Here is an 18,918-nt window from a genome sequence, read left to right on the forward strand (position 1 = left end):
GGTGGACTGGTAGAGAATACCAAGGCGCTTGAGAGAACCACATTTAAGGAACTCGGCAAAATACCTCCGTAAGTTCGCGAGAAGGAGGCCCGGTGAGAACGCAAGTTTTTGCCGGGGGCACAAACCAGGGGGTGGCGACTGTTTACTAAAAACACAGGGCTCTGCGAAGTCGCAAGACGACGTATAGGGTCTGACGCCTGCCCGGTGCCTGAAGGTTAAAAGGAGGAGTGCAAGCTCCGAATTGAAGCCCAGGTAAACGGCGGCCGTAACTATAACGGTCCTAAGGTAGCGAAATTCCTTGTCGGGTAAGTTCCGACCTGCACGAATGGCGTAACGACTTCCCCGCTGTCTCAAATGTGGACTCAGCGAAATTGAATTGCCTGTCAAGATGCAGGCTCCCCGCGGTTAGACGGAAAGACCCCATGCACCTTTACTATAGCTTCGCATTGGCATCAGACACAGTATGTGCAGGATAGGTGGTAGGCTTTGAAACCGGGACGCTAGTCTCGGTGGAGCCTCCCTTGAGATACCACCCTTATTCTGTTTGATGTCTAACCGCGGTCCGTTATCCGGATCCGGGACCCTGCGTGGTGGGTAGTTTGACTGGGGCGGTCGCCTCCCAAATTGTAACGGAGGCGCGCGAAGGTTGGCTCAGAGCGGTCGGAAATCGCTCGTTGAGTGCAATGGCAGAAGCCAGCCTGACTGCGAGACTGACAAGTCGAGCAGAGTCGAAAGACGGCCATAGTGATCCGGTGGTCCCGAGTGGAAGGGCCATCGCTCAACGGATAAAAGGTACGCTGGGGATAACAGGCTGATGGTGCCCAAGAGTCCATATCGACGGCACCGTTTGGCACCTCGATGTCGGCTCATCTCATCCTGGGGCTGGAGCAGGTCCCAAGGGTACGGCTGTTCGCCGTTTAAAGAGGTACGTGAGCTGGGTTTAGAACGTCGTGAGACAGTTCGGTCCCTATCTTCCGTGGGTGTAGGATACTTGAGAGGAGTTGCCCCTAGTACGAGAGGACCGGGGTGAACGATCCACTGGTGGACCTGTTGTCGTGCCAACGGCAGTGCAGGGTAGCTATGATCGGACAGGATAACCGCTGAAGGCATCTAAGCGGGAAGCCCCCCTCAAAACAAGGTATCCCTGAGGACCGAGGTAGACCACCTCGTCGATAGGCCAGAGATGTAAGCGCAGCAATGCGTTCAGTTGACTGGTACTAATGGTCCGATAGGCTTGATTTGATCCAGTAATAGTCTGACTTTACTGAATTAAAATCATGATACATACACACACAACCATGCAGTCGTACGCGACTTGGAACTCTCTGACGTTGTTCATTTGATTTGGTGGTCATAGCGCGAGCAAAACACCCGATCCCATCCCGAACTCGGCAGTTAAGTGCCGCTGCGCTGATGGTACTGCGTCTTAAGGCGTGGGAGAGTAAGTCACTGCCAAATCTAATGAGCAACGTCAAAAAAGTATCTCTCAACGATAAAAATACCAATCCAACAATCAAACTCGAAAACACGACAGTGGTCATAACGTCTGAGTAGCTGTCACTTTGCAAGCAAAGTAACCTTCCTACGCCTTCAAAAAACACAGTGGTTTTTTGAAAGGGACAAAACACCCGATCACATCCCGAACTCGGCAGTTAAGTGCCGCTGCGCCCCCTTACGGCGTTTGGCAAGCAAACGCCTGTCGGTCGGCGGATAGTACTGCGTCTTAAGGCGTGGGAGAGTAAGTCACTGCCAAATCCAATAAGAAGCCACCCGCATCTCTCGACGATTAATCCAAAAATCTCACGAATAAATAATAGGTAAAACAAGCGGCGCGACTAACGGCCAGCGAGATGTATGTGGATGTCGACTGACGCAAAAAATCGACTTGGCAAACCCTCAAAGATAGATCGCTCGTTCGAGATCGTGGTTGGCGACAGTACGTTAGGAAATTTGACTCGTGAAGGCATAATCGGAGCGTCAGCTCTGATGCTGCCGCTGCGAATACGACGGACTACATATATGGATCCGTCGATTATCTCCGTTGAAGCACTACCGAGATTTCAGCGTTCGTCACGGCTTAATCCATCCGATACAAGTGAAACCGCAGAATAGAGGAGTGTCGCCAAGAGGCAAAGACACAGCAAGCTCGCGAACATTAAATCGGTCTTCGCTCGCCCATTCGCCAGCAGCATCAGGTACCCGAGCCCCTGCGATGCGCCGACCCATTCCCCGATTACGGCGCCGATGGGAGAATAAACGGCCGCAAGTTTCAGTCCAGTTCCCAGAGAAGGGATTGCATGCGGTATTCTGATGTGCCGCATGATCTGCCATTTCGTCCCGCCCATTGTCTGCGCCAAATCTGCAAAGCCGCTTGGGATGCGACTTAAGCCGTCAAAAAATGCGCTGGTGACAGGAAAGAAAATGATCAGCAGCGCCATCATAACCTTCGATGCGATCCCGTATCCCAGCCAGAGCGTCAGGATCGGGGCGAGTGCGAAAACCGGGATCGCTTGCGTAAGGATAAGCAATGGCATGACCAAACGGTGAAGCCTTTGAAAACTCGCTAATAGAATCGCAGTGAATGCGCCAAGGATTGTGCCAAGGACAAGTCCCAAGACAACTTCGGTCCCAGTGACCAAGGCATTTTCCAGGATCAAACCGCGATATTCCCATGCTGTTTGCGCGACGCGCCATGGCGATGGAAGAATGAACTGGGGAACGTCGGTTAGCCAAACTACGCCTTGCCAAAGGGACATTCCGAACAGAACAGGGGTCATAATATACGCTAATTTGATCATTTGCCGCGCCTCAGGTGATCAAGAAGCGCTGCTTGGCACGCCGTTGTTTCCGCAGCGTATTGGTCGCGGATCGGTTCTGTTGTGGGTGGTTGCCATTGAATTGCCGCCTCAGGTGTCAGAACGATAATCTGATGTCCCAACCGCACGGCCTCGGCGGGATCGTGCGTCACCAACAACACTGTTTTTCCTTTTAAAACGTCAGCTGCCAGATCCTGCATGTCAGCACGCGTGCCTGCATCTAGTGCTGAAAACGGTTCGTCCAGAAGCGCAACGGGCCGATCTTCCATCAAGGTGCGTGCCAATGCCGCGCGTTGGCGCATTCCACCTGATAATGCGGCGGGTTTTTCGTTGCGATATGCCGTTAGCCCGACTTTGGCGATAAGTTCTTCGGCGCGTGCGAAATCCGGCTCAGTGCCGCGTAGGCGGTTGCCGATGACTATATTTTCCAAGACGCTGAGCCAAGGTAGTAACAGATCCGATTGCGCCATCAGGCTGATCCGACCGTCATGTGTTGCGCCGTCAGTGGTCGTGATGGTCCCGGAAAATGCACCAACGCAATCCAGCCCTGCAATCAGCCTCAGCAACGTGGATTTACCCACTCCGGATTGCCCCAAAAGACAGGTCCATTGTCCCGCGTGCAGCGTCAGATCAATGGGGCCAAAAATGCGTTGGCCAGCGATGTCGTACTGGCCAGTGACGTGAATGGCAGGGGCTGCCATCACGCGCCTTTTAGCCCCATGTCCCAAAAAGCGGCTTCTAGTCGCGTGGCCGTTGTGAACCGGTCTTGAAGGTGTGGCCAACGCGCGGCAGTAAACGGCCGATCCCCCAACCTACGCACAACAGCTTGGTCGATCATGCGCCCGACGTCGGACATCACGGTCTGGTAATCATTGTCCGCATAGGTCGTGATCCAGTCGCGGTAGGGCGTGTCTTTGGCCGCTGACGTTTCCAATCGTAACCCGATTTCGCCATAGCCAAAGCAACAAGGCGCGAGTGCTGCCATCAAGTCGAGAAAATCACCCTGCAGCCCAGCGTCCATGACGTACCGCGTGTAAGCGAGGTTTTCGAATTCTTCGGTTGCGGTGAACAAGGTTTGCTCGTCGATGCCTTCGGCAGCACATGTTGCGACGTGCAGGGCCATCTCGTGATTGACCAATGCATCGACGGTTGTGGCGCATGTCTTCATTTCCGTAAGCGTTTCAGCTTTCACCACCGCCAAGGACCACGCCCGCGCGAAATGGACCAAGAAAACATAGTCCTGGATGAGGTAATGGATGAAGGCCGCACGCGGCAAAGTTCCATCACTAAGTCCTTCAACGAAGGCATGGTGGGTGTAGGCCTGCCATGCAGTGGGGCAACCGGCGCGCCATTGCGCGAAGGTTTGACCGTAAGACTGATCGTTCATTGCGACGTCACATCAATGGCGATTTTCGATACGGGATGGACCTCTGGTATCAGGCCCGCGTCGTGTAAAAACGCTTCGAACGTTTCATAACGGCCTGCATCCATCGCCGTCGGGCGCAATGCAAATCGGGGCAGGGTGTCTACCCACGCACGTGCGTTAAGCTCATCCTGCAGTTCTGGCGCTGTGTTTGCAAAAATCTGCCACGCCTCTTCTGGGTGATTGACGATGTACTGTGTTGCCTTTTCCGTCGCCGCGAGAAAACGCATGATCATATCGGTGTCCATGGTTTCGGAATTGGCGACGTAGATCAGTTCATCGTAGGCTGGCAGCCCTTCTTCCTCGACGTAGAAACAATGCCCCGGCACGCCTGCGATATCCATTTGGTTCAGTTCGAAATTTCGGAATGCACCGATAACGGCGTCGACCTGACCGGACATCAACGAAGGCGACAACGACCAATTTACGTTGATCAATTCAACATCATCCAACGTCAGCCCGTGCGTGTTCAACACGTGCCCCAAAACGGCTTCCTCAACGCCGCCCACTGAAAACCCGACTTTACGGCCCTTCAGGTCGGCGGGAGACGCGATGGGGCCATCAGCGCGGGTTAACAAGCAGTTCAGCGGCGTCGCGATCAATGTGCCGACCCGTTGCAAAGGCAGGCCTTCGTGGATTTGAAGATGTAGTTGGGGTTGATAGGAAATCGCCAAATCAGCGCGCCCCGCTGCGACCATTTTGGGCGGGTCCGAAGGGTCCGCAGGGGCGATCACGTCAACGTCGAGATCAACGTCTGCGAAATAGCCCTTCTCTTGCGCGATGATGACTGGCCCGTGGTCGGGATTAACGAACCAATCCAGTAAAAGCGTCATTTGATCTTGCGCCCAAAGTGGCGCTGCAAACACGGAAAAGGCCGAGGCCAGCAATGTGGTTTTCATGAAAGCGGTTCCTTTGATGCGCGATACAGTTCTGCGAAATGGTGGGTTGGCCCGTGCCCTGATCCAACGGAAAGCTGATCGGCGAGGGCGATTGCGTGGGACACATAAGATTTGGCTGCGGCAACAGCGGCACGAACGTCGCCGGTCTTGGCCAGTTGTGCAGCCAGCGCTGATGACAGGGTGCATCCGGTCCCATGTGTATTGCGGGTAGCGGTGCGCGCGCCCTCGAACCAAGTGATGTTGTTCGCGGTGACCAGACAATCAGGACTATCGGCATCCGGCAGATGTCCGCCTTTCATCAACACCGCGTCTGCTCCAAGCGCACAAAGCATGCGACCCTGATCTGCCATCTCATCACGTGCTTGCGCTACCGGCATGTCCAACAGTTGGGCTGCTTCCGGCAGGTTTGGGGTTAGTATGTTTGCGATGGGCAACAGCGCATCGCGCACCACGGCAATCGCATCGGGGTCCAAAAGGGACGCGCCGCCTTTTGCGATCATAACCGGATCAAGGATGATAGGGGCGTCGCGGTCAGCCAGTGTATCGGCAACCGCTTGTGCAATATCGGCATTTGCGATCATCCCGACCTTTACGGCATCGACACGGATATCATCAAAAACTGCGTTGATCTGGTCGCGCACGAACGCTGGCGGCACCAAATGAACACCGCTAACGCCCTGCGTGTTTTGCGCGGTGAGCGCGGTGATCGCCGCCATCGCAAATGCGCCATTGGCGGATATGGCTTTCAGATCGGCTTGAATGCCCGCGCCGCCAGACGGGTCAGACCCCGCAATGCTTAGAACGTTCGGGATCATTGGACGGGCTCCTGAAAGAATAACTCGGCGGCTGACTTCGGGTCGACTTGCCCGCAAATGGCGGACACGACAGCGAGGCCATCAACGCCGGATGCCAATACGTCCGCTTGATGCTTGGCTTTCAGGCCCCCGATCGCGACGGTCGGCAGCGACGTCAAAGCGGCCAATTCTGCCAAACCAGCAAAACCGATCGGCGCCTCGTGATCTTGCTTTGTTGCCGTGCCGAATACCGGCCCGATCCCAAGGTAATCTACGATATCAGGGTCGGCTGCTTGGACAGTTGCAGCTGTTTCGCATGACAATCCCAAGATTTTGTCGGGGCCCAATATCCCGCGTGCGTCTGCCGGAGCCAGATCACTTTGACCGATATGCGCACCGCAAGCATCGGCCTTGATCGCGGCGTCCAGATCATCATTGACGATGACCGGAACACCGGTGCCGACAAGTGCGGCCTTGATCGCGCGGGCCATGTCGACCCGTTCGCGGGTGCTGGCGTCCTTGGCACGCAGTTGCACCATTGTGACGCCGCCCGCGACCGCCTCTTGGACTGTTTCGACCAGCCCATGACCGCGGCACAGTGCTGTGTCTGTCACCAGATACAGTCGCAATTGTTGGCGCAGGCGGGTCATGACTGGATCACGTTGGGCAGATCGTCCGGCTGCACGGCGCTTAGCGCATCAAGGAAATGCATCTGAAAACTGCCGGGGCCCTTTGCCTGCTGCGCGGCCATTGTTCCTGCGACTTTGTAGTGCGCCAGCGTCGCAAGGGCAGCGTCAAAAGCGGGGCCAGTGGCGGCATAGGCGCCCATCAACGCTGTTTGCGCGCACCCCAACGCGGTTACCATCGGCATGATGTCAGACCCGCCAGTGACCTTTGCTGATTGGGTTCCATCTGTCACAAAATCGACCGGTCCGGTGACCGCAATCACACTGCCGTGTGCCTTGGCGATTGCGCGTGCAGCATCTTCTGCAGCATCCACGCTGTCGCCGCTATCGGCACCTTTACCGGCACCCGCCGCACCTGCCATCGCTAAAATCTCGGACGCATTGCCGCGTAGGATCGTGGGACGCAACGCCAATAAATCCTGAGCGACGCCCTTGCGATAAGTCGATATGAAATGTGCAACAGGGTCCAACACCCACGGGATGTTTTTGTCATTCGCCGCGTTTGCGGCTGCCAACATGCTCGCGGCCCATGGGGCGGACAACGTGCCGATATTGATCGTCAGCGCGCCACAAATCGGGGTGAATTCTGCAATTTCTTCAGATGCATGAACCATTGCGGGCGAAGCACCGGCCGCGAGAACAACGTTCGCGGCCACGTTCATCGCGACGTAGTTCGTGATGCATTGCACCAACGGGTTCTGTTCACGAAGCGTTGCCAAAAGGTGTTGCGGGGCCATGATGTCTCCTTTTTCAGCGGAAAAAAGAGACGACGCTCGCGCAAAGCCCGGAACGCACTACCTCCCTCCGCCAGCATTATCTGGTTCAGGTTCAAAGGGTACGTCTCAGCCTTTCGGCGCCCCTGGTACGGTTTGCGTAAATGCACGGGACAGGCGGGTCAAACGAAAAAATTGCCCCATGGGTTGTCTGATGCAGAGGCCCACAGAATTCTTATTGCCCAATAAGTAGGCGTTTTCGAAGAAATGCGAAGCGAGTGCGATGCTTGCATGTCGAACCTGACCTGAATATCCGCCGACTGCGTGCAACGGCTTGATCTTAGCGATAACTCTGTTTTTCTGACCCTATGGACACTTCAAAGAAAAAGACGCTTCGCACGCAATTATTGCCACTTATCGCGCAGGTCTATCCGGACATCGACGCGGATATCCTTCTTAGTCAAATCGTAGACGCTTTTTGGCCAGATGGGACCAAACCACGCAAACATGGCCGAACGCCGAGCAATGATCTGTGGACCGAACATGATGCGGTGTTGATTACCTACGGGAATTCAATACTGGACGGGGCACACAAGCCGCTGGATTTGCTTCATGATTTCTTGCTGCGTCGTCTGAAAGGCGCGGTGAACGGTGTCCATATCCTACCGTTTTTTCCCTACACGTCTGATGATGGTTTTGCGGTATCCGACTTCCGGTCCGTTGATACGCAGCTCGGTGACTGGGCCGATATCAACCGGATCGGGGACGACTTTCATCTGATGTCGGATCTGGTGCTGAACCATGTTTCTAGCCAAGGCACGTGGTTCAACAGTTACTTGCAAGGACAAGAACCCTACGATCAGTTCTTTTTTGAAGCCTCGCCAGACGATGATTTGAACGAAGTCGTGCGTCCGCGGACCACGCCGCTTTTGCAAAAGGTCGAAACCGCGAACGGTCCGCGCCACGTCTGGTGCACGTTCAGCCATGATCAGATCGACCTCGACTTTCGCAATCCAGAGGTGCTGCTGGAATTCCTGCGCATCATTCGCCTGCATGTGGATAACGGGGTGCGCATTGTGCGGCTCGATGCGGTTGCCTTTCTTTGGAAAGAAATCGGGACGCCATCCATCCACCTGCCGCAAACCCACGCTATTGTGCAATTGATGCGGGTGTTATGCGATTTTGCTGCTGAAACAATCATATTGCTGACGGAAACCAACGTCCCAAAAGCCGAAAACCTAAGCTATTTCGGCAACCGGAACGAAGCCCACGCGATCTACAACTTTCCCCTGCCGCCATTGATCCTGCATGCGATGATGTCGGGGTCTGCGCATTATTTGCGTCGCTGGCAAAGCGGGATGCCGCCTGCGCAATTTGGCTGCGCCTATCTCAATTTTACGGCCAGCCACGACGGCATCGGCATGCGCCCCGTAGAGGGTATTTTGCCCGCTGTCGAGCAGGCCAAAATGATCGACACAATCAAAGACATTGGCGGTCTTGTGTCGATGCGTGCCCTGCCTGACGGGGGGCAGGCGCCCTACGAAATCAACACGACGTTCTACGATGCCACGTCGCAAACCTTCACGGGGCAAGACGATCATCACTTCGACCGGTATGTCTGTTCGCAGACCATCGTCATGTCACTTGAAGGGATCCCTGCATTCTATATCCATTCAATGCTTGCGACACCAAACGATCACGCACAGGTGGAAAGGCGCGGCATGAACCGTGCGATCAACCGCCATCGGTGGGATTATCCGACATTAAATGACCTGTTAGATGATCCTGAAACGCCGCAGGCGCGTGTTTTAGGCGCATTGACCGAACGCTTACGGATCAGGGCCGCGCAACCGGCATTTCATCCAAATGCGACGCAATTCACGATGCCGCTGGATAACCGCGTGTTCGGGGTTTGGCGGCAAAGTTTGGACCGGCACCAATCCATTTTTGCACTCCATAACGTCAGCGCTGAAACCGTGCGCGTGGATCATATGTCCATGAACCTGATCGACGATGAGCCTTGGATAGATCTGCTTAGCGGCGATCCGGTCGACATGGATGCAGGGGGCCTGACGCTTGCCCCCTACCAATGTCGTTGGATCAGCAACCGCGGTTAAGTCACTGAAACTCTGCAACATCCGCAAGTGCTGCGGCGTTCATGTCTGCCAAGAACAACGGATCGGCCGCGTGAACCCGGTTCCATGTCGGGATAAATGGTGTCTCGTGCGGGTTTTCCAAGAAGACGTGCCCTGCGCGCATAATGTTTTCAGCAAACAATTCGATTGATCTTTCTTCCGCATGGCGATCAATCGACAGCCCGTTCATCTTGGCATCGTTGTAATAAGATTCCAGCAAATCAAGCGCGCAGCGATAATAGGTCGCTTTCAGCGTCCGGAACACATTGGCGGTAAACACAGTACCATCAGCGGCGAGCTTGCGAAAGACAGCTTTGCAAATGTCCGTGGACATCCGGTTCAGACCGGCGCTGGCTTCATCAATGCTAAGCTCTTGATGTTTATGATCATAAGCATCCGAGATTTCGACCTGACACACCGCTTTTGGCGCAAGGTTACGCCATGCCTCTGACAGAACCCCAATCTCGAGGCCCCAGTCAGACGGGATACGCAGGTCAGGCAAAATCGAGGTCCGCATCGCAAATTCGCCGGACAATGGGTACCGGAAACTGCGCAGGTAATCGATGTAATCGCGGTCCCCAATGACCCGCTTCAGCGCGATCAACAACGGGCTAACCAGCAGGCGCGTCACACGTCCGTTTAGCTGATCGCCACCGATACGGGGGTAATATCCTTTGGCGACCTGATACGGGAAGTTCGGGTTCACGACCGGGTAAACCAAGCGGGCGAGCATATCTTTTTCGTAGGTCAGAATATCGCAATCATGGATCGCCATGACGTCGCTATCGGCACAGCCCAGCAGATAACCCAAACTGGCCCAAACGTTTTTGCCCTTACCTTTCTCGGACGGAGCAAGACCCATCGCCTCCAGTCGCGCACCAAGCGCCAACATCCGTGGGCTGTCGTTCCAAATGACGATGTGATCTTGGTTTAGGCCCTCAAAGAACGACTTGGCGTGACGGAATTGCGCTTCGTCCGCCGCGTCCAGACCGACGATGATCCGATGCAGGTATTTGACTTGTGACAGCTCGGACAGAATGTTCGGCATCGCTTCACGTTCAAGTTCCGAATACAGGCACGGCAGGATCAGCGAAATCTTACGGGTCTGCGAAAAGACATCCAGTTCGTGCTCCATCTCGTCGGTCGATCGTGTGCGCAGGTTGTGTAGCGTCGTGATGTTTCCGTTTTGATGAAAGTCAGCCATGATGGATGGTCCTTTTACAGTTTTAGTCGGTCGAGCAATTCAATAATGGCCGCGTTCCAGCCGATGGGCCCCGCAGCGCTTGTTCGTATGATCCGGCCTTCGGTCTCCCCCGCCAAGGCGGGCAGTGGCGCACGGTGCGGGTTTGCGACCACGACACCGTAGTCTGCGGTCGTCAGCATTTGTACGTCATTCGGGGCATCACCCAACGCGATGGTGTGTTGGGGCGCGTATGTTTGCATGATGTCGCGCATCTTAATGGCTTTGTTGCCACCAAAAGACAGGGTCAAGAAACGACCGCCTTGTTGGGCAATGATCCCGTGGTCTTTCAGATGGTCAATGAAACGGGTCTTCTGCGCGTCGTTGCCACGCCATTGGCCCGGTTCAGAAAACGCCCGCTGCTGCGCCAGTTTTGCGTCGTCATCCGGCAGACCTGTGATGTCTGAAACCTGTATTGCGGACATATCGCCAAAACCAACAAACTGCGCGCGCAACTCTGCGGGGACGTCGTCAATCGCGCTCCTCAGCTGGGGGTAAGTCCCGGTTTTGCCGACCTCGGTCGCCTCGGCGGGCAGCAGTCCCGCGCCGTTTTCGACAATCGCGGGCCATTGATCTAACCCAAGATCAGTGCGGAGCACGCTAACCTCGGCAGCTGTTTTGCTGCTGGCTAAAATGACCGCTGCGCCGATGTTTGCAAGGACTGACAAGGCAGGTTGCGCTGGCGTCCAGGCATATGTGTCGTGATCAATCAACGTCCCGTCCAGGTCGGTAAAAACCATCAAGGGCAAGCGGTTAGCCATATCAGAATCCCCCAAATTCAGGGGCAGATGTTCGCGATGTAGAGGCGAATTTGATCAGCTCGCCTCCCGTTCTGCCCAGCCTGCAAAATAACGTTCAAGGACGATGACGGCATAGTACAAAACGATCCCGAGAAAGGCCAAAGCGATCAGAACCGCAAACATCAAGGGGTAGTCGCCGTTGGTTTCGCCGGACTTGAACAAAGCGCCCAAACCTTTGCCATGCGGGCTGACTATTTCGACCAGATTAGTGCCGATAAAGGCCAATGTAGCCGAGACTTTCAGCGCACCAAAGAATTCAGGCAGCGTTTTGGGCAATGCGATCTTCTGGAAGATCGTGAAGCGGGACGCACCGAGGGCACGCAAAATATCGCGGTATTCCGGTTCAAGCGTCGATAGGCCGATCCCCACAGACACCGCGATCGGGAAGAACGAAATCATGAAGGCCATCAGCACCGTATTGAAATCGTGCTGTCCGATGAAAATCAAGGAAATCACGGGCACCAATGTGGCTTTCGGGATTGCGTTGAAGCCGACCAAAAGCGGGTACAGCGCATCGCGCGCGATCTTCGAAAAGCCAATGATCATGCCTAGGGCCGTGCCGAAAATGACCGCCAGCAACAGCCCCGCGACCGTCCGCCAAAGCGTTTGCCAGCCCATCGTGAAGAATAGCTCTTTGTATTTCCAGAATGCTGGCGGCAAATCGGACGGAGACGCCATTTTGTAGTTCGGCCAGTCATTGACCCAAACCAAGGCTTCCCAAAGTCCGAGGAAAACCAACACGGCCAGGACTGGAACGGCAATCTTACGCAGCATCAATGCACCTCTGCGTCGCGGCCTTGCGCGATTTTGATTTGATCGCGCAGCACATGCAGCATGTCCGCGACCTTTGGTGTGTACAGCATATCGAGTCCGCGATCTTCGGGCAGGTCGATGTCCATCACAAACTGGGTTTTCGCGGGGCGACCCGATAGAACGATGACCTGATCGCCTAGGTAGACGCTTTCACGCAGATCATGGGTAATCAGAACGGCCGTAAACGGCTCAGCGCGGCGCAGATCACGCATTGTTTGCCACAGATCTTCGCGGGTAAACGCGTCCAGCGCCCCGAATGGTTCGTCCATAATCAGCACATCCGGCTTGTGTACGATGGATCGACACAGCGACGCACGTTGGCGCATCCCGCCGGATAATTCAGACGGACGTTTGTCGCCAAATCCCGTCAGTCCAACCATATCGAGCAGGTCCATCGCGCGCGCGACGCGGTCTTTACGGGACATGCGGGGGGCGACGATTTCAAGCGGCAGAATGATGTTATCAAGGATCGTCCGCCATTCCAGCAGCACTGGATTTTGAAACGCCATGCCAACGGTATTGCGCGGGCCTTTGACGCGTTCGCCGTGCAGCCACACTTCGCCTTCGTCAGGCTTCAACAGCCCTGCAACCAATCGGGTCAGCGTAGATTTGCCACAACCAGATGGGCCGACAACAGCGGCAAAAGTGCCCGTCGGGACAGCGACATCTAAACCGTTTAGCACGGGAAGAGGGCCGCTGTCCGTGGCGTATGCGTGGGTTACGCCTTTGATTTCGATAAGGTTTTCGATTGTAACAGCCTTTGGTAGATGGGCCGCCGACAGTCGCGACGGCCCAATTCCTTATTTCAGCATCAAGCTGCCATCTGTCGGCAAATAGCTTCCATCGAAGTAAAGCGCCGCATCAGGTTCAGTCGTGAACTCGTACACAGACTTCGTCTGTTCAATCGCGCTGGCCATACGGTCCGCGTCAATCGTGCCCATGCCGTTTTCAGCTACGAAATCCGTCAGGACGTTGGCATCAATCGCCATTTGCAGACGCTCTGTTTCCAGTGCAGCATCCGCAGCCGGATTACGTTCCATCAGCGCTGCAATTGCGGCGTCAGGCGTCGCAATCGCGTCTTTCCAGCCCATGCCGACAGCGGACAAAAAGCCAGTGATGATTTCAGGGTTCGCGGCTGCAAAATCCGTGTTCACGATGATCGCGTTGCCGTACAAATCGACGCCGTAGTCAGCCATCAACAAAACCGAGATATCGTCATCAGGCACGCCCAAACGTTTCAGGTTCAAAGTAGACGAGAACGAAAAGCCAGTGATGGCGGCGACATTACCTTCAGCCAGCATCGGTTCGCGCGTCGGGAAGCCAACGGGTTCGACTGTAATCGCATCTGCGTCGATGCCTGTCTCCGCTGCAAAAATCGGGAATTGCGCCCAAGCGCCATCAGGTGGCGGTGCGCCCAATACCTTGCCCTCCAAATCCGCTGGGGCTTCGACGCCCAACGACTGGCGGCCTACTACGGCGAACGGCGGCTTGTCGTAAACCATCATCACGGCAGTGACGGGCGCGCCCGGGTTTTGGTCGAGAAAGCGCATCAGGGAATTGATATCGGCGAATCCAACAGGGAAGGCGCCTGTTGCGACCTTGGGAATGGCATCTAGCGAACCAGATCCTTCGCTAATCGTGACGTTCAGATCGGCGGCTGCGAAATAGCCTGCATCGAGTGCATGAAAATAAGGCGCTGATGGCCCTTCGAATTTCCAGTCTAGCGCGAAGGGCAGGTCTGTCTCGGCCCAAGCCGAAGACGCCAACGTCATCGCGACAACTGCCGAGATTGATTTGTAAAACATGAAAGATTCCCCGTGTGGTGTGACAGAGTGACCGTTCCGTAAATGTGGAATGAGGCCCAGAGAACATCACGTGAATGCACGAGTGACCAATCGGAAAAGTCTATAAATTAGGCGTAAATTGACTTAACGCCTACATTTTGTGCAAGTGGGTGGCCCATCGCAGTGCGAAGGACGACCGTCACTTCAACGACCATTCAGAAAACACGTCAATCCAAGCGATGCCAACCGTGGCATGTAACTGCTTAATTTTGGTGGGTGTTCAGATCCAATGGCAGTCCCTAGGGGAATCGAACCCCTCTTTCCAGGTTGAAAACCTGGCGTCCTAACCGATAGACGAAGGGACCGCGCTTGGTCTGCGATTATGGGCATAACCGCAAATGTTGTACCAATGGCAGTCCCTAGGGGAATCGAACCCCTCTTTCCAGGTTGAAAACCTGGCGTCCTAACCGATAGACGAAGGGACCACGCTTGGTACGCGGCTTCTAGTAAATGGCAACTCCAAGAGCAAGTCCCTTTTTCGGACTTTTCGCACTTTTCTAAGCAGGGGCCGCATCTTCCAAACGTAGCTGCGGCGACCGGCGGCCTTGCCACGTATTCACTTCCAAACGTCCGGCTAAATGAAACCGTGCGCCGTTGTGCTTCATCAGCATTGGACCCATCGGTCCGTCCATCGCGCCAAAGCTAATTGCGTCGATCCGCGCACCCAGACCATCGCCGAACGTGACCTTGAGGTGATTTGCACCGACTTGTTTTGCAAACAGAATTTGGCAGTCCGGAAAGCCAAAACGTGGGGCAGGGGCGCCCGCACCAAAGGGACCCGCTTTTTCGATTTGTTCGATCAGCTCAACAGTCGCGGCACCGGGCATCAATATGCCGTCCAGACGCAGATCGGCAGGGCCGATGTCGCCTGCGCCTTGTTTGGCCAGCAGTTCTGAAATCCGCGCCATCGCCGAATCAAGCTTGTCACGCGCAACGGTCAGGCCTGCCGCCATTTTGTGACCGCCGCCCTTGATCAATAATCCTTCCGCCGCGACCCGTTGGATCACCGCGCCAAGGTCGATGCCGGACACGGACCGCCCTGATCCTTTGCCTTCATCGCCATCAAGGCCAATAACAATCGCGGGGCGGTTGGTCGCTTCTTTCAGACGCGATGCTACGATGCCCACGACACCCGGATGCCATCCTTCGCCCGCAGCCCAAACCAAAGGCGCGTCAAAGCCGCGATCTTCGGCTTGTACCATCGCCAAATCACGGACCTGCGTTTCCACCTCACGACGTTCCGTGTTCAGTTCATCCAGACGAGCGGCCATGTCGCTGGCTTCTTGCGGGTTATCGGTCGCCAATAGACGCGCACCCAAATCCGCTTTACCAATACGCCCCCCCGCATTCACGCGCGGCCCCAGCAAGAACCCAAGATGATACGAAGTCGGGGCCTGATCCATGCCCGCAACATCGGCAAGGGCCGTCAGGCCAATCCGTTGGCGGCGCGCCATCACGGTCAAGCCTTGGCGCACCAGCGCACGGTTCACACCGACCAACGGCGCGACATCCGCCACAGTCGCGAGTGCCACGAGATCAAGCAAAGCCATCAGATCTGGGCCTTTTTGACCGGCGACCTTCATCTGACGGTTCACTTCGACAAGCATCAAGAAAACAACGGCGGCGGCACATAAATGAGCCAGATCACCGGTTTCATCTTGCCGGTTCGGGTTCACGACAGCCAAGGCATCGGGCAAAGTTTCACCGCCCAAGTGGTGGTCCAACACGACAACATCGGCCCCAACCGCAGCCGCAATTGGCCCGTGGGATAGGGTGCCGCAATCCACGCAAACGATCAGATCGTGATCAGCAGCCAGTGCAGCCATAGCTTCGTCATTCGGTCCGTACCCTTCATCAATGCGGTCCGGCACGTAAAGTGTGGCGCGATGCCCCATGTCACGCAGCCAAGACAACAGTAAAGCCGCAGAAGTGCCGCCATCCACATCATAGTCGGCAAAAACGGCAATCCGTTCCCGTTTGTTCAGGGCAGCAAGGAAACGGGCCGCTGCAGTTTCCATATCCTTCAAGGATCGAGGGTCCGGCAGTAAGTCGCGCAAGGTCGGCGCCAAGAACGTCTCAGCCTCCTCAGGGGCCAAGCCGCGGCGCACCAAGGTGCGGCACAATGGGGCAGGCAGCCCAGTGGATTGTGCCATCGCCTCTGACGCGCGATCTTCGACCAATCCCGGGCCGATCCAACGGCGTCCCGTGACCGAAGAATCAACGCCCAAAAACGCTTTATCTTGTGGTGTATTCATAAGACGGCACAATACAGATAGGGCGCAGCCTTGGCCACGCCCCTTATCTTCATTTCATCAAAACAACGCGTATCGCTAGCAGCGCGTCGTTCTTATCAAGCGATAGGATTACGATACTGCATGCGCCGCACTGAACCAGTTTTTGACCGCATCAGGATCGTTTCGGCTGTGACAAAACCGACTTCCCGCTTAATTCCCGGAACAAGGTTGCCATCTGTCACACCGGTTGCAGCAAAAATCACGTCTTGGGTCACCATGTCATCACGCGTGTAAACGCGGTCAAGGTTCGTGATACCAGCCTTTGCCGCACGGCCGCGTTCGTCGTCATTGCGGAACGTCAGGCGGCCATAGATCTGTCCACCCATACATTTCAGCGCAGCGGCGGCCAGCACACCTTCGGGCGCACCACCAGATCCCATGTACATGTCGATGCCCGTCTTTGCGGCTTCTGCGCAATGCATTACACCAGCGACGTCGCCGTCGGTGATCAAGCGGATTGCAGCACCTGTGCCGCGAATTTCTTCGATGATCTGCTCATGCCGGGGGCGTTCCAAGACACAGACTGTGATGTCATTCGTGGAACAGCCTTTTGCAGCAGCCAATGCGGACACACGTTCCGCAGGCGACATGTCTAGCGTCACAACGCCATCGCGGTAGCCCGGCCCAATCGCCAGTTTGTCCATGTAAACGTCAGGTGCGTGCAGCATCGACCCGCGCGGGCCCATCGCAATCACGGCCAGCGCGTTTGGCATGTCCTTGGCAGTCAGCGTTGTGCCTTCCAGCGGGTCGAGCGCGATATCAACGCCGGGGCCTTTGCCGGTGCCGACTTCTTCACCAATGAACAACATCGGCGCTTCGTCGCGTTCACCTTCGCCGATCACAACGACACCAGAGATATCCAATTTGTTTAACTGGGTCCGCATCGCGTCTACGGCAGCTTGGTCCGCTGCTTTTTCATCGCCACGCCCGATCAACGGGGTGCAAGCGATGGCTGCGGCCTCAGAAACGCGAGCAAGGCCAAGCGAAAGGGAACGGTCGTTAAAGTCAGTTTGATCAGGCATCTGGCAGTCCTTCGGGAGAATTCAGTCCCGACCTAGCGTGAAGACACAGCGCAAGACAACGCTGTGAACGCTAACATTCAACGAAAAACTTAACCCGGCAAGGGGTATGGATCAGACTGCTTCGATCCGAATAGCAACAGGTGTACCGCTGACGACGTCGGTGGATTCGAACGCTTCAAGCGCTTCGTTCAGCGCGGTCCGTGTCGTTTTATGTGTCACGATCAGGACGGGGGCCGCTGTATCATCGTGGCCATATTGGCGCATCCGGTCGATGGAAATGCCAGCCTCGCCCAACAGCTTAGCGACTTTTCCAAGCGCACCCGGTTTGTCCAGCAACTGCATCCGCAGGTAGTACGGCGCAGGAATTGCGGAATGGGCAGAGCGGGCTTCGCGCAGACCGATGGCCGGTTGCCCGAATGTTGAAATGCGCAAACCACGTGCGATATCCATGACGTCGCCCATCACGGCGCTTGCTGTTGGACCTTCGCCTGCACCAGCGCCGCGCAGCACAATTTGGCCGACGCTATCGCCTTCGAGCACAACCATGTTGGTCCCGCCTTGCAGCTGACCAAGCGGCGATGTGTCGGGCACGAGGCAAGGTGACATGCGCTGTTCCAGCCCGCGGCCTGTCATTTGCGCCACGCCCAAAAGCTTGATTTTGTAACCCATATCAGCAGCTTGATGGATGTCTTCGATAGTGACTGACCCGATACCTTCAAGATCAACGCCTGCAAAGTTCACCTTTGTGCCGTATGCAATCGACGCCAACAGCGCCAGCTTATGGCCCGCGTCGATCCCGCCCACGTCCAGTTCAGGATCAGCTTCGAGGTATCCAAGTTGGTTCGCCTCATCGAAGACGGCCTCGTAAGACAGGCCCGCGTCCTCCATCCGTGTCAGGATATAGTTACAGCTACCGTTCATGACGCCCATGATCCGGTTGATTTCGTTGCCAGCCAACCCTTCGGTCAGGGATTTGACGACTGGAATACCGCCAGCGACCGCAGCTTCAAACCGGATCACCTGATCTTTGGCTTCGGCGGCTTCGGCGAGCGCCTGACCGTGGATCGCAAGCAGCGCTTTGTTAGCCGTCACGATGTCTTTGCCAGCGGCGATGCCTGCTTCAGTCGATGCCTTTGCAGGGCCTTCGGACCCGCCCATCAATTCGATGTAGACATCCACGTCATCACGGGCGGCCAGTTTAACTGGATCGTCTTCCCATGCGTAGTCGGACAAATCGACGTCGCGGTTTTTGCTGCGGGAACGGGCCGATACGGCGCTGATGACGATCTTGCGCCCGCAACGTGCCTCAAGCAATTCTGCGTGTTTTTGAACGATGCGGACGACGCCCACACCGACCGTACCAAGACCGGCAATTCCAAGGCGAAGGGGCTGTGTCATGGGGGCATCCGTCGTTTTCGTGAAAATCTAGGGCCTGTTAC

The 18,918-nt window shown here is 55.8% G+C and carries 16 protein-coding genes, 2 tRNA genes, 2 rRNA genes and 1 riboswitch (1 of these 21 running past the window's edge); of the genes, 3 read left to right on the forward strand and 17 right to left on the reverse strand.

Annotated elements, in window-relative coordinates; all coding sequences use genetic code 11:
• A 23S ribosomal RNA gene (locus AC0L7R_RS06135) occupies positions 1-1,242 on the forward strand (it extends 1,598 nt beyond the left edge of the window).
• Positions 1,243-1,343: 101 nt separating this feature from the next.
• Positions 1,344-1,458, forward strand: a 5S ribosomal RNA gene (rrf, locus tag AC0L7R_RS06140).
• A 602-nt stretch (positions 1,459-2,060) separates the two neighbouring features.
• On the opposite strand, the gene AC0L7R_RS06145 is transcribed toward rrf, so the two are convergent.
• The 7 genes from AC0L7R_RS06145 to thiM are packed head-to-tail and all read right to left on the reverse strand — an operon-like array spanning position 2,061 to position 7,355.
• Positions 2,061-2,798, reverse strand: a complete 738-nt coding sequence (locus AC0L7R_RS06145) for an ABC transporter permease subunit (RefSeq protein ID WP_473659606.1) — start codon at positions 2,796-2,798, stop codon at positions 2,061-2,063.
• On the reverse strand, positions 2,795-3,520 hold the full coding sequence (locus AC0L7R_RS06150) for an ATP-binding cassette domain-containing protein (RefSeq protein ID WP_473659607.1): 726 nt from the start codon (positions 3,518-3,520) through the stop codon (positions 2,795-2,797). Before AC0L7R_RS06150 ends, AC0L7R_RS06145 begins: the two co-directional genes overlap by 4 nt.
• The gene (tenA, locus tag AC0L7R_RS06155; RefSeq protein WP_473659609.1) at positions 3,517-4,203 is read right to left on the reverse strand and encodes a thiaminase II; all 687 of its coding nucleotides are present in this window, start codon (positions 4,201-4,203) and stop codon (positions 3,517-3,519) included. The genes AC0L7R_RS06150 and tenA overlap by 4 nt, the downstream gene beginning before the upstream one ends.
• A complete protein-coding gene (locus AC0L7R_RS06160; RefSeq protein WP_473659611.1) occupies positions 4,200-5,138 on the reverse strand; it encodes an ABC transporter substrate-binding protein in 939 nt (312 codons plus the stop codon). Before AC0L7R_RS06160 ends, tenA begins: the two co-directional genes overlap by 4 nt.
• Entirely contained in the window at positions 5,135-5,953 is an 819-nt protein-coding gene (thiD, locus tag AC0L7R_RS06165) for a bifunctional hydroxymethylpyrimidine kinase/phosphomethylpyrimidine kinase (protein ID WP_473659612.1), read from the reverse strand. Before thiD ends, AC0L7R_RS06160 begins: the two co-directional genes overlap by 4 nt.
• Positions 5,950-6,582 (reverse strand): thiamine phosphate synthase, encoded by a 633-nt coding sequence (thiE, locus tag AC0L7R_RS06170; RefSeq protein WP_473659614.1) that lies wholly within the window; start codon positions 6,580-6,582, stop codon positions 5,950-5,952. The genes thiD and thiE overlap by 4 nt, the downstream gene beginning before the upstream one ends.
• Positions 6,579-7,355, reverse strand: coding sequence for a hydroxyethylthiazole kinase (gene thiM, locus AC0L7R_RS06175; protein WP_473659615.1), 777 nt, complete (start codon positions 7,353-7,355; stop codon positions 6,579-6,581). Before thiM ends, thiE begins: the two co-directional genes overlap by 4 nt.
• Before the next feature lie 45 nt (positions 7,356-7,400).
• Positions 7,401-7,489, reverse strand: a riboswitch (TPP riboswitch).
• Between the two features lie 210 nt (positions 7,490-7,699).
• Here thiM and AC0L7R_RS06180 point away from each other — a divergent pair.
• Complete coding sequence (locus tag AC0L7R_RS06180; RefSeq protein WP_473659617.1) at positions 7,700-9,448, forward strand: alpha-amylase family glycosyl hydrolase; 1,749 nt, start codon at positions 7,700-7,702, stop codon at positions 9,446-9,448.
• Position 9,449: 1 nt separating this feature from the next.
• Here AC0L7R_RS06180 and AC0L7R_RS06185 read toward each other — a convergent pair whose 3' ends face one another.
• From AC0L7R_RS06185 to AC0L7R_RS06230, 10 genes are all read right to left on the reverse strand, one after another.
• The gene (locus AC0L7R_RS06185; protein WP_473659619.1) at positions 9,450-10,670 is read right to left on the reverse strand and encodes a glycosyltransferase family protein; all 1,221 of its coding nucleotides are present in this window, start codon (positions 10,668-10,670) and stop codon (positions 9,450-9,452) included.
• A gap of 14 nt (positions 10,671-10,684) precedes the next feature.
• On the reverse strand, positions 10,685-11,467 hold the full coding sequence (locus AC0L7R_RS06190; RefSeq protein WP_473659620.1) for an HAD-IIB family hydrolase: 783 nt from the start codon (positions 11,465-11,467) through the stop codon (positions 10,685-10,687).
• 54 nt (positions 11,468-11,521) lie between these two features.
• The gene (locus AC0L7R_RS06195; RefSeq protein WP_348108807.1) at positions 11,522-12,280 is read right to left on the reverse strand and encodes an ABC transporter permease; all 759 of its coding nucleotides are present in this window, start codon (positions 12,278-12,280) and stop codon (positions 11,522-11,524) included.
• Positions 12,280-13,068: an ATP-binding cassette domain-containing protein gene (locus tag AC0L7R_RS06200; RefSeq protein WP_473660367.1), complete on the reverse strand. Its 789-nt coding sequence runs from the start codon at positions 13,066-13,068 to the stop codon at positions 12,280-12,282. Before AC0L7R_RS06200 ends, AC0L7R_RS06195 begins: the two co-directional genes overlap by 1 nt.
• 51 nt (positions 13,069-13,119) lie before the next feature.
• Positions 13,120-14,124 carry an ABC transporter substrate-binding protein gene (locus tag AC0L7R_RS06205; RefSeq protein WP_473659622.1) on the reverse strand — a complete coding sequence of 335 codons (1,005 nt, stop codon included), beginning with the start codon at positions 14,122-14,124 and terminating at the stop codon, positions 13,120-13,122.
• Positions 14,125-14,393: 269 nt separating this feature from the next.
• Positions 14,394-14,468, reverse strand: a tRNA-Glu gene (locus tag AC0L7R_RS06210).
• A 45-nt stretch (positions 14,469-14,513) separates the two neighbouring features.
• Positions 14,514-14,588 (reverse strand) — tRNA-Glu (locus tag AC0L7R_RS06215).
• Positions 14,589-14,660: 72 nt separating this feature from the next.
• Positions 14,661-16,418: a single-stranded-DNA-specific exonuclease RecJ gene (gene recJ / locus AC0L7R_RS06220; RefSeq protein ID WP_473659624.1), complete on the reverse strand. Its 1,758-nt coding sequence runs from the start codon at positions 16,416-16,418 to the stop codon at positions 14,661-14,663.
• 95 nt (positions 16,419-16,513) lie between these two features.
• Entirely contained in the window at positions 16,514-17,479 is a 966-nt protein-coding gene (gene glpX / locus AC0L7R_RS06225; protein ID WP_473659627.1) for a class II fructose-bisphosphatase, read from the reverse strand.
• Between the two features lie 111 nt (positions 17,480-17,590).
• A complete protein-coding gene (locus AC0L7R_RS06230) occupies positions 17,591-18,877 on the reverse strand; it encodes a homoserine dehydrogenase (protein WP_473659629.1) in 1,287 nt (428 codons plus the stop codon).
• Positions 18,878-18,918 lie beyond the last annotated feature (41 nt).

It is taken from the genome of Yoonia sp. D2-7, from assembly GCF_055809435.1.

Coding starts and splice junctions, on each gene's coding strand:
- thiD (WP_473659612.1), bottom strand. CDS start 5,953: ATGATCCCGAACGTTCTAAGCATTGCGGGGTCTGACCCGTCTGGCGGC.
- AC0L7R_RS06145 (WP_473659606.1), bottom strand. CDS start 2,798: ATGATCAAATTAGCGTATATTATGACCCCTGTTCTGTTCGGAATGTCC.
- thiM (WP_473659615.1), bottom strand. CDS start 7,355: ATGGCCCCGCAACACCTTTTGGCAACGCTTCGTGAACAGAACCCGTTG.
- AC0L7R_RS06160 (WP_473659611.1), bottom strand. CDS start 5,138: ATGAAAACCACATTGCTGGCCTCGGCCTTTTCCGTGTTTGCAGCGCCA.
- tenA (WP_473659609.1), bottom strand. CDS start 4,203: ATGAACGATCAGTCTTACGGTCAAACCTTCGCGCAATGGCGCGCCGGT.
- AC0L7R_RS06230 (WP_473659629.1), bottom strand. CDS start 18,877: ATGACACAGCCCCTTCGCCTTGGAATTGCCGGTCTTGGTACGGTCGGT.
- AC0L7R_RS06190 (WP_473659620.1), bottom strand. CDS start 11,467: ATGGCTAACCGCTTGCCCTTGATGGTTTTTACCGACCTGGACGGGACG.
- AC0L7R_RS06205 (WP_473659622.1), bottom strand. CDS start 14,124: ATGTTTTACAAATCAATCTCGGCAGTTGTCGCGATGACGTTGGCGTCT.
- recJ (WP_473659624.1), bottom strand. CDS start 16,418: ATGAATACACCACAAGATAAAGCGTTTTTGGGCGTTGATTCTTCGGTC.
- thiE (WP_473659614.1), bottom strand. CDS start 6,582: ATGACCCGCCTGCGCCAACAATTGCGACTGTATCTGGTGACAGACACA.
- glpX (WP_473659627.1), bottom strand. CDS start 17,479: ATGCCTGATCAAACTGACTTTAACGACCGTTCCCTTTCGCTTGGCCTT.
- AC0L7R_RS06180 (WP_473659617.1), top strand. CDS start 7,700: ATGGACACTTCAAAGAAAAAGACGCTTCGCACGCAATTATTGCCACTT.
- AC0L7R_RS06195 (WP_348108807.1), bottom strand. CDS start 12,280: ATGCTGCGTAAGATTGCCGTTCCAGTCCTGGCCGTGTTGGTTTTCCTC.
- AC0L7R_RS06185 (WP_473659619.1), bottom strand. CDS start 10,670: ATGGCTGACTTTCATCAAAACGGAAACATCACGACGCTACACAACCTG.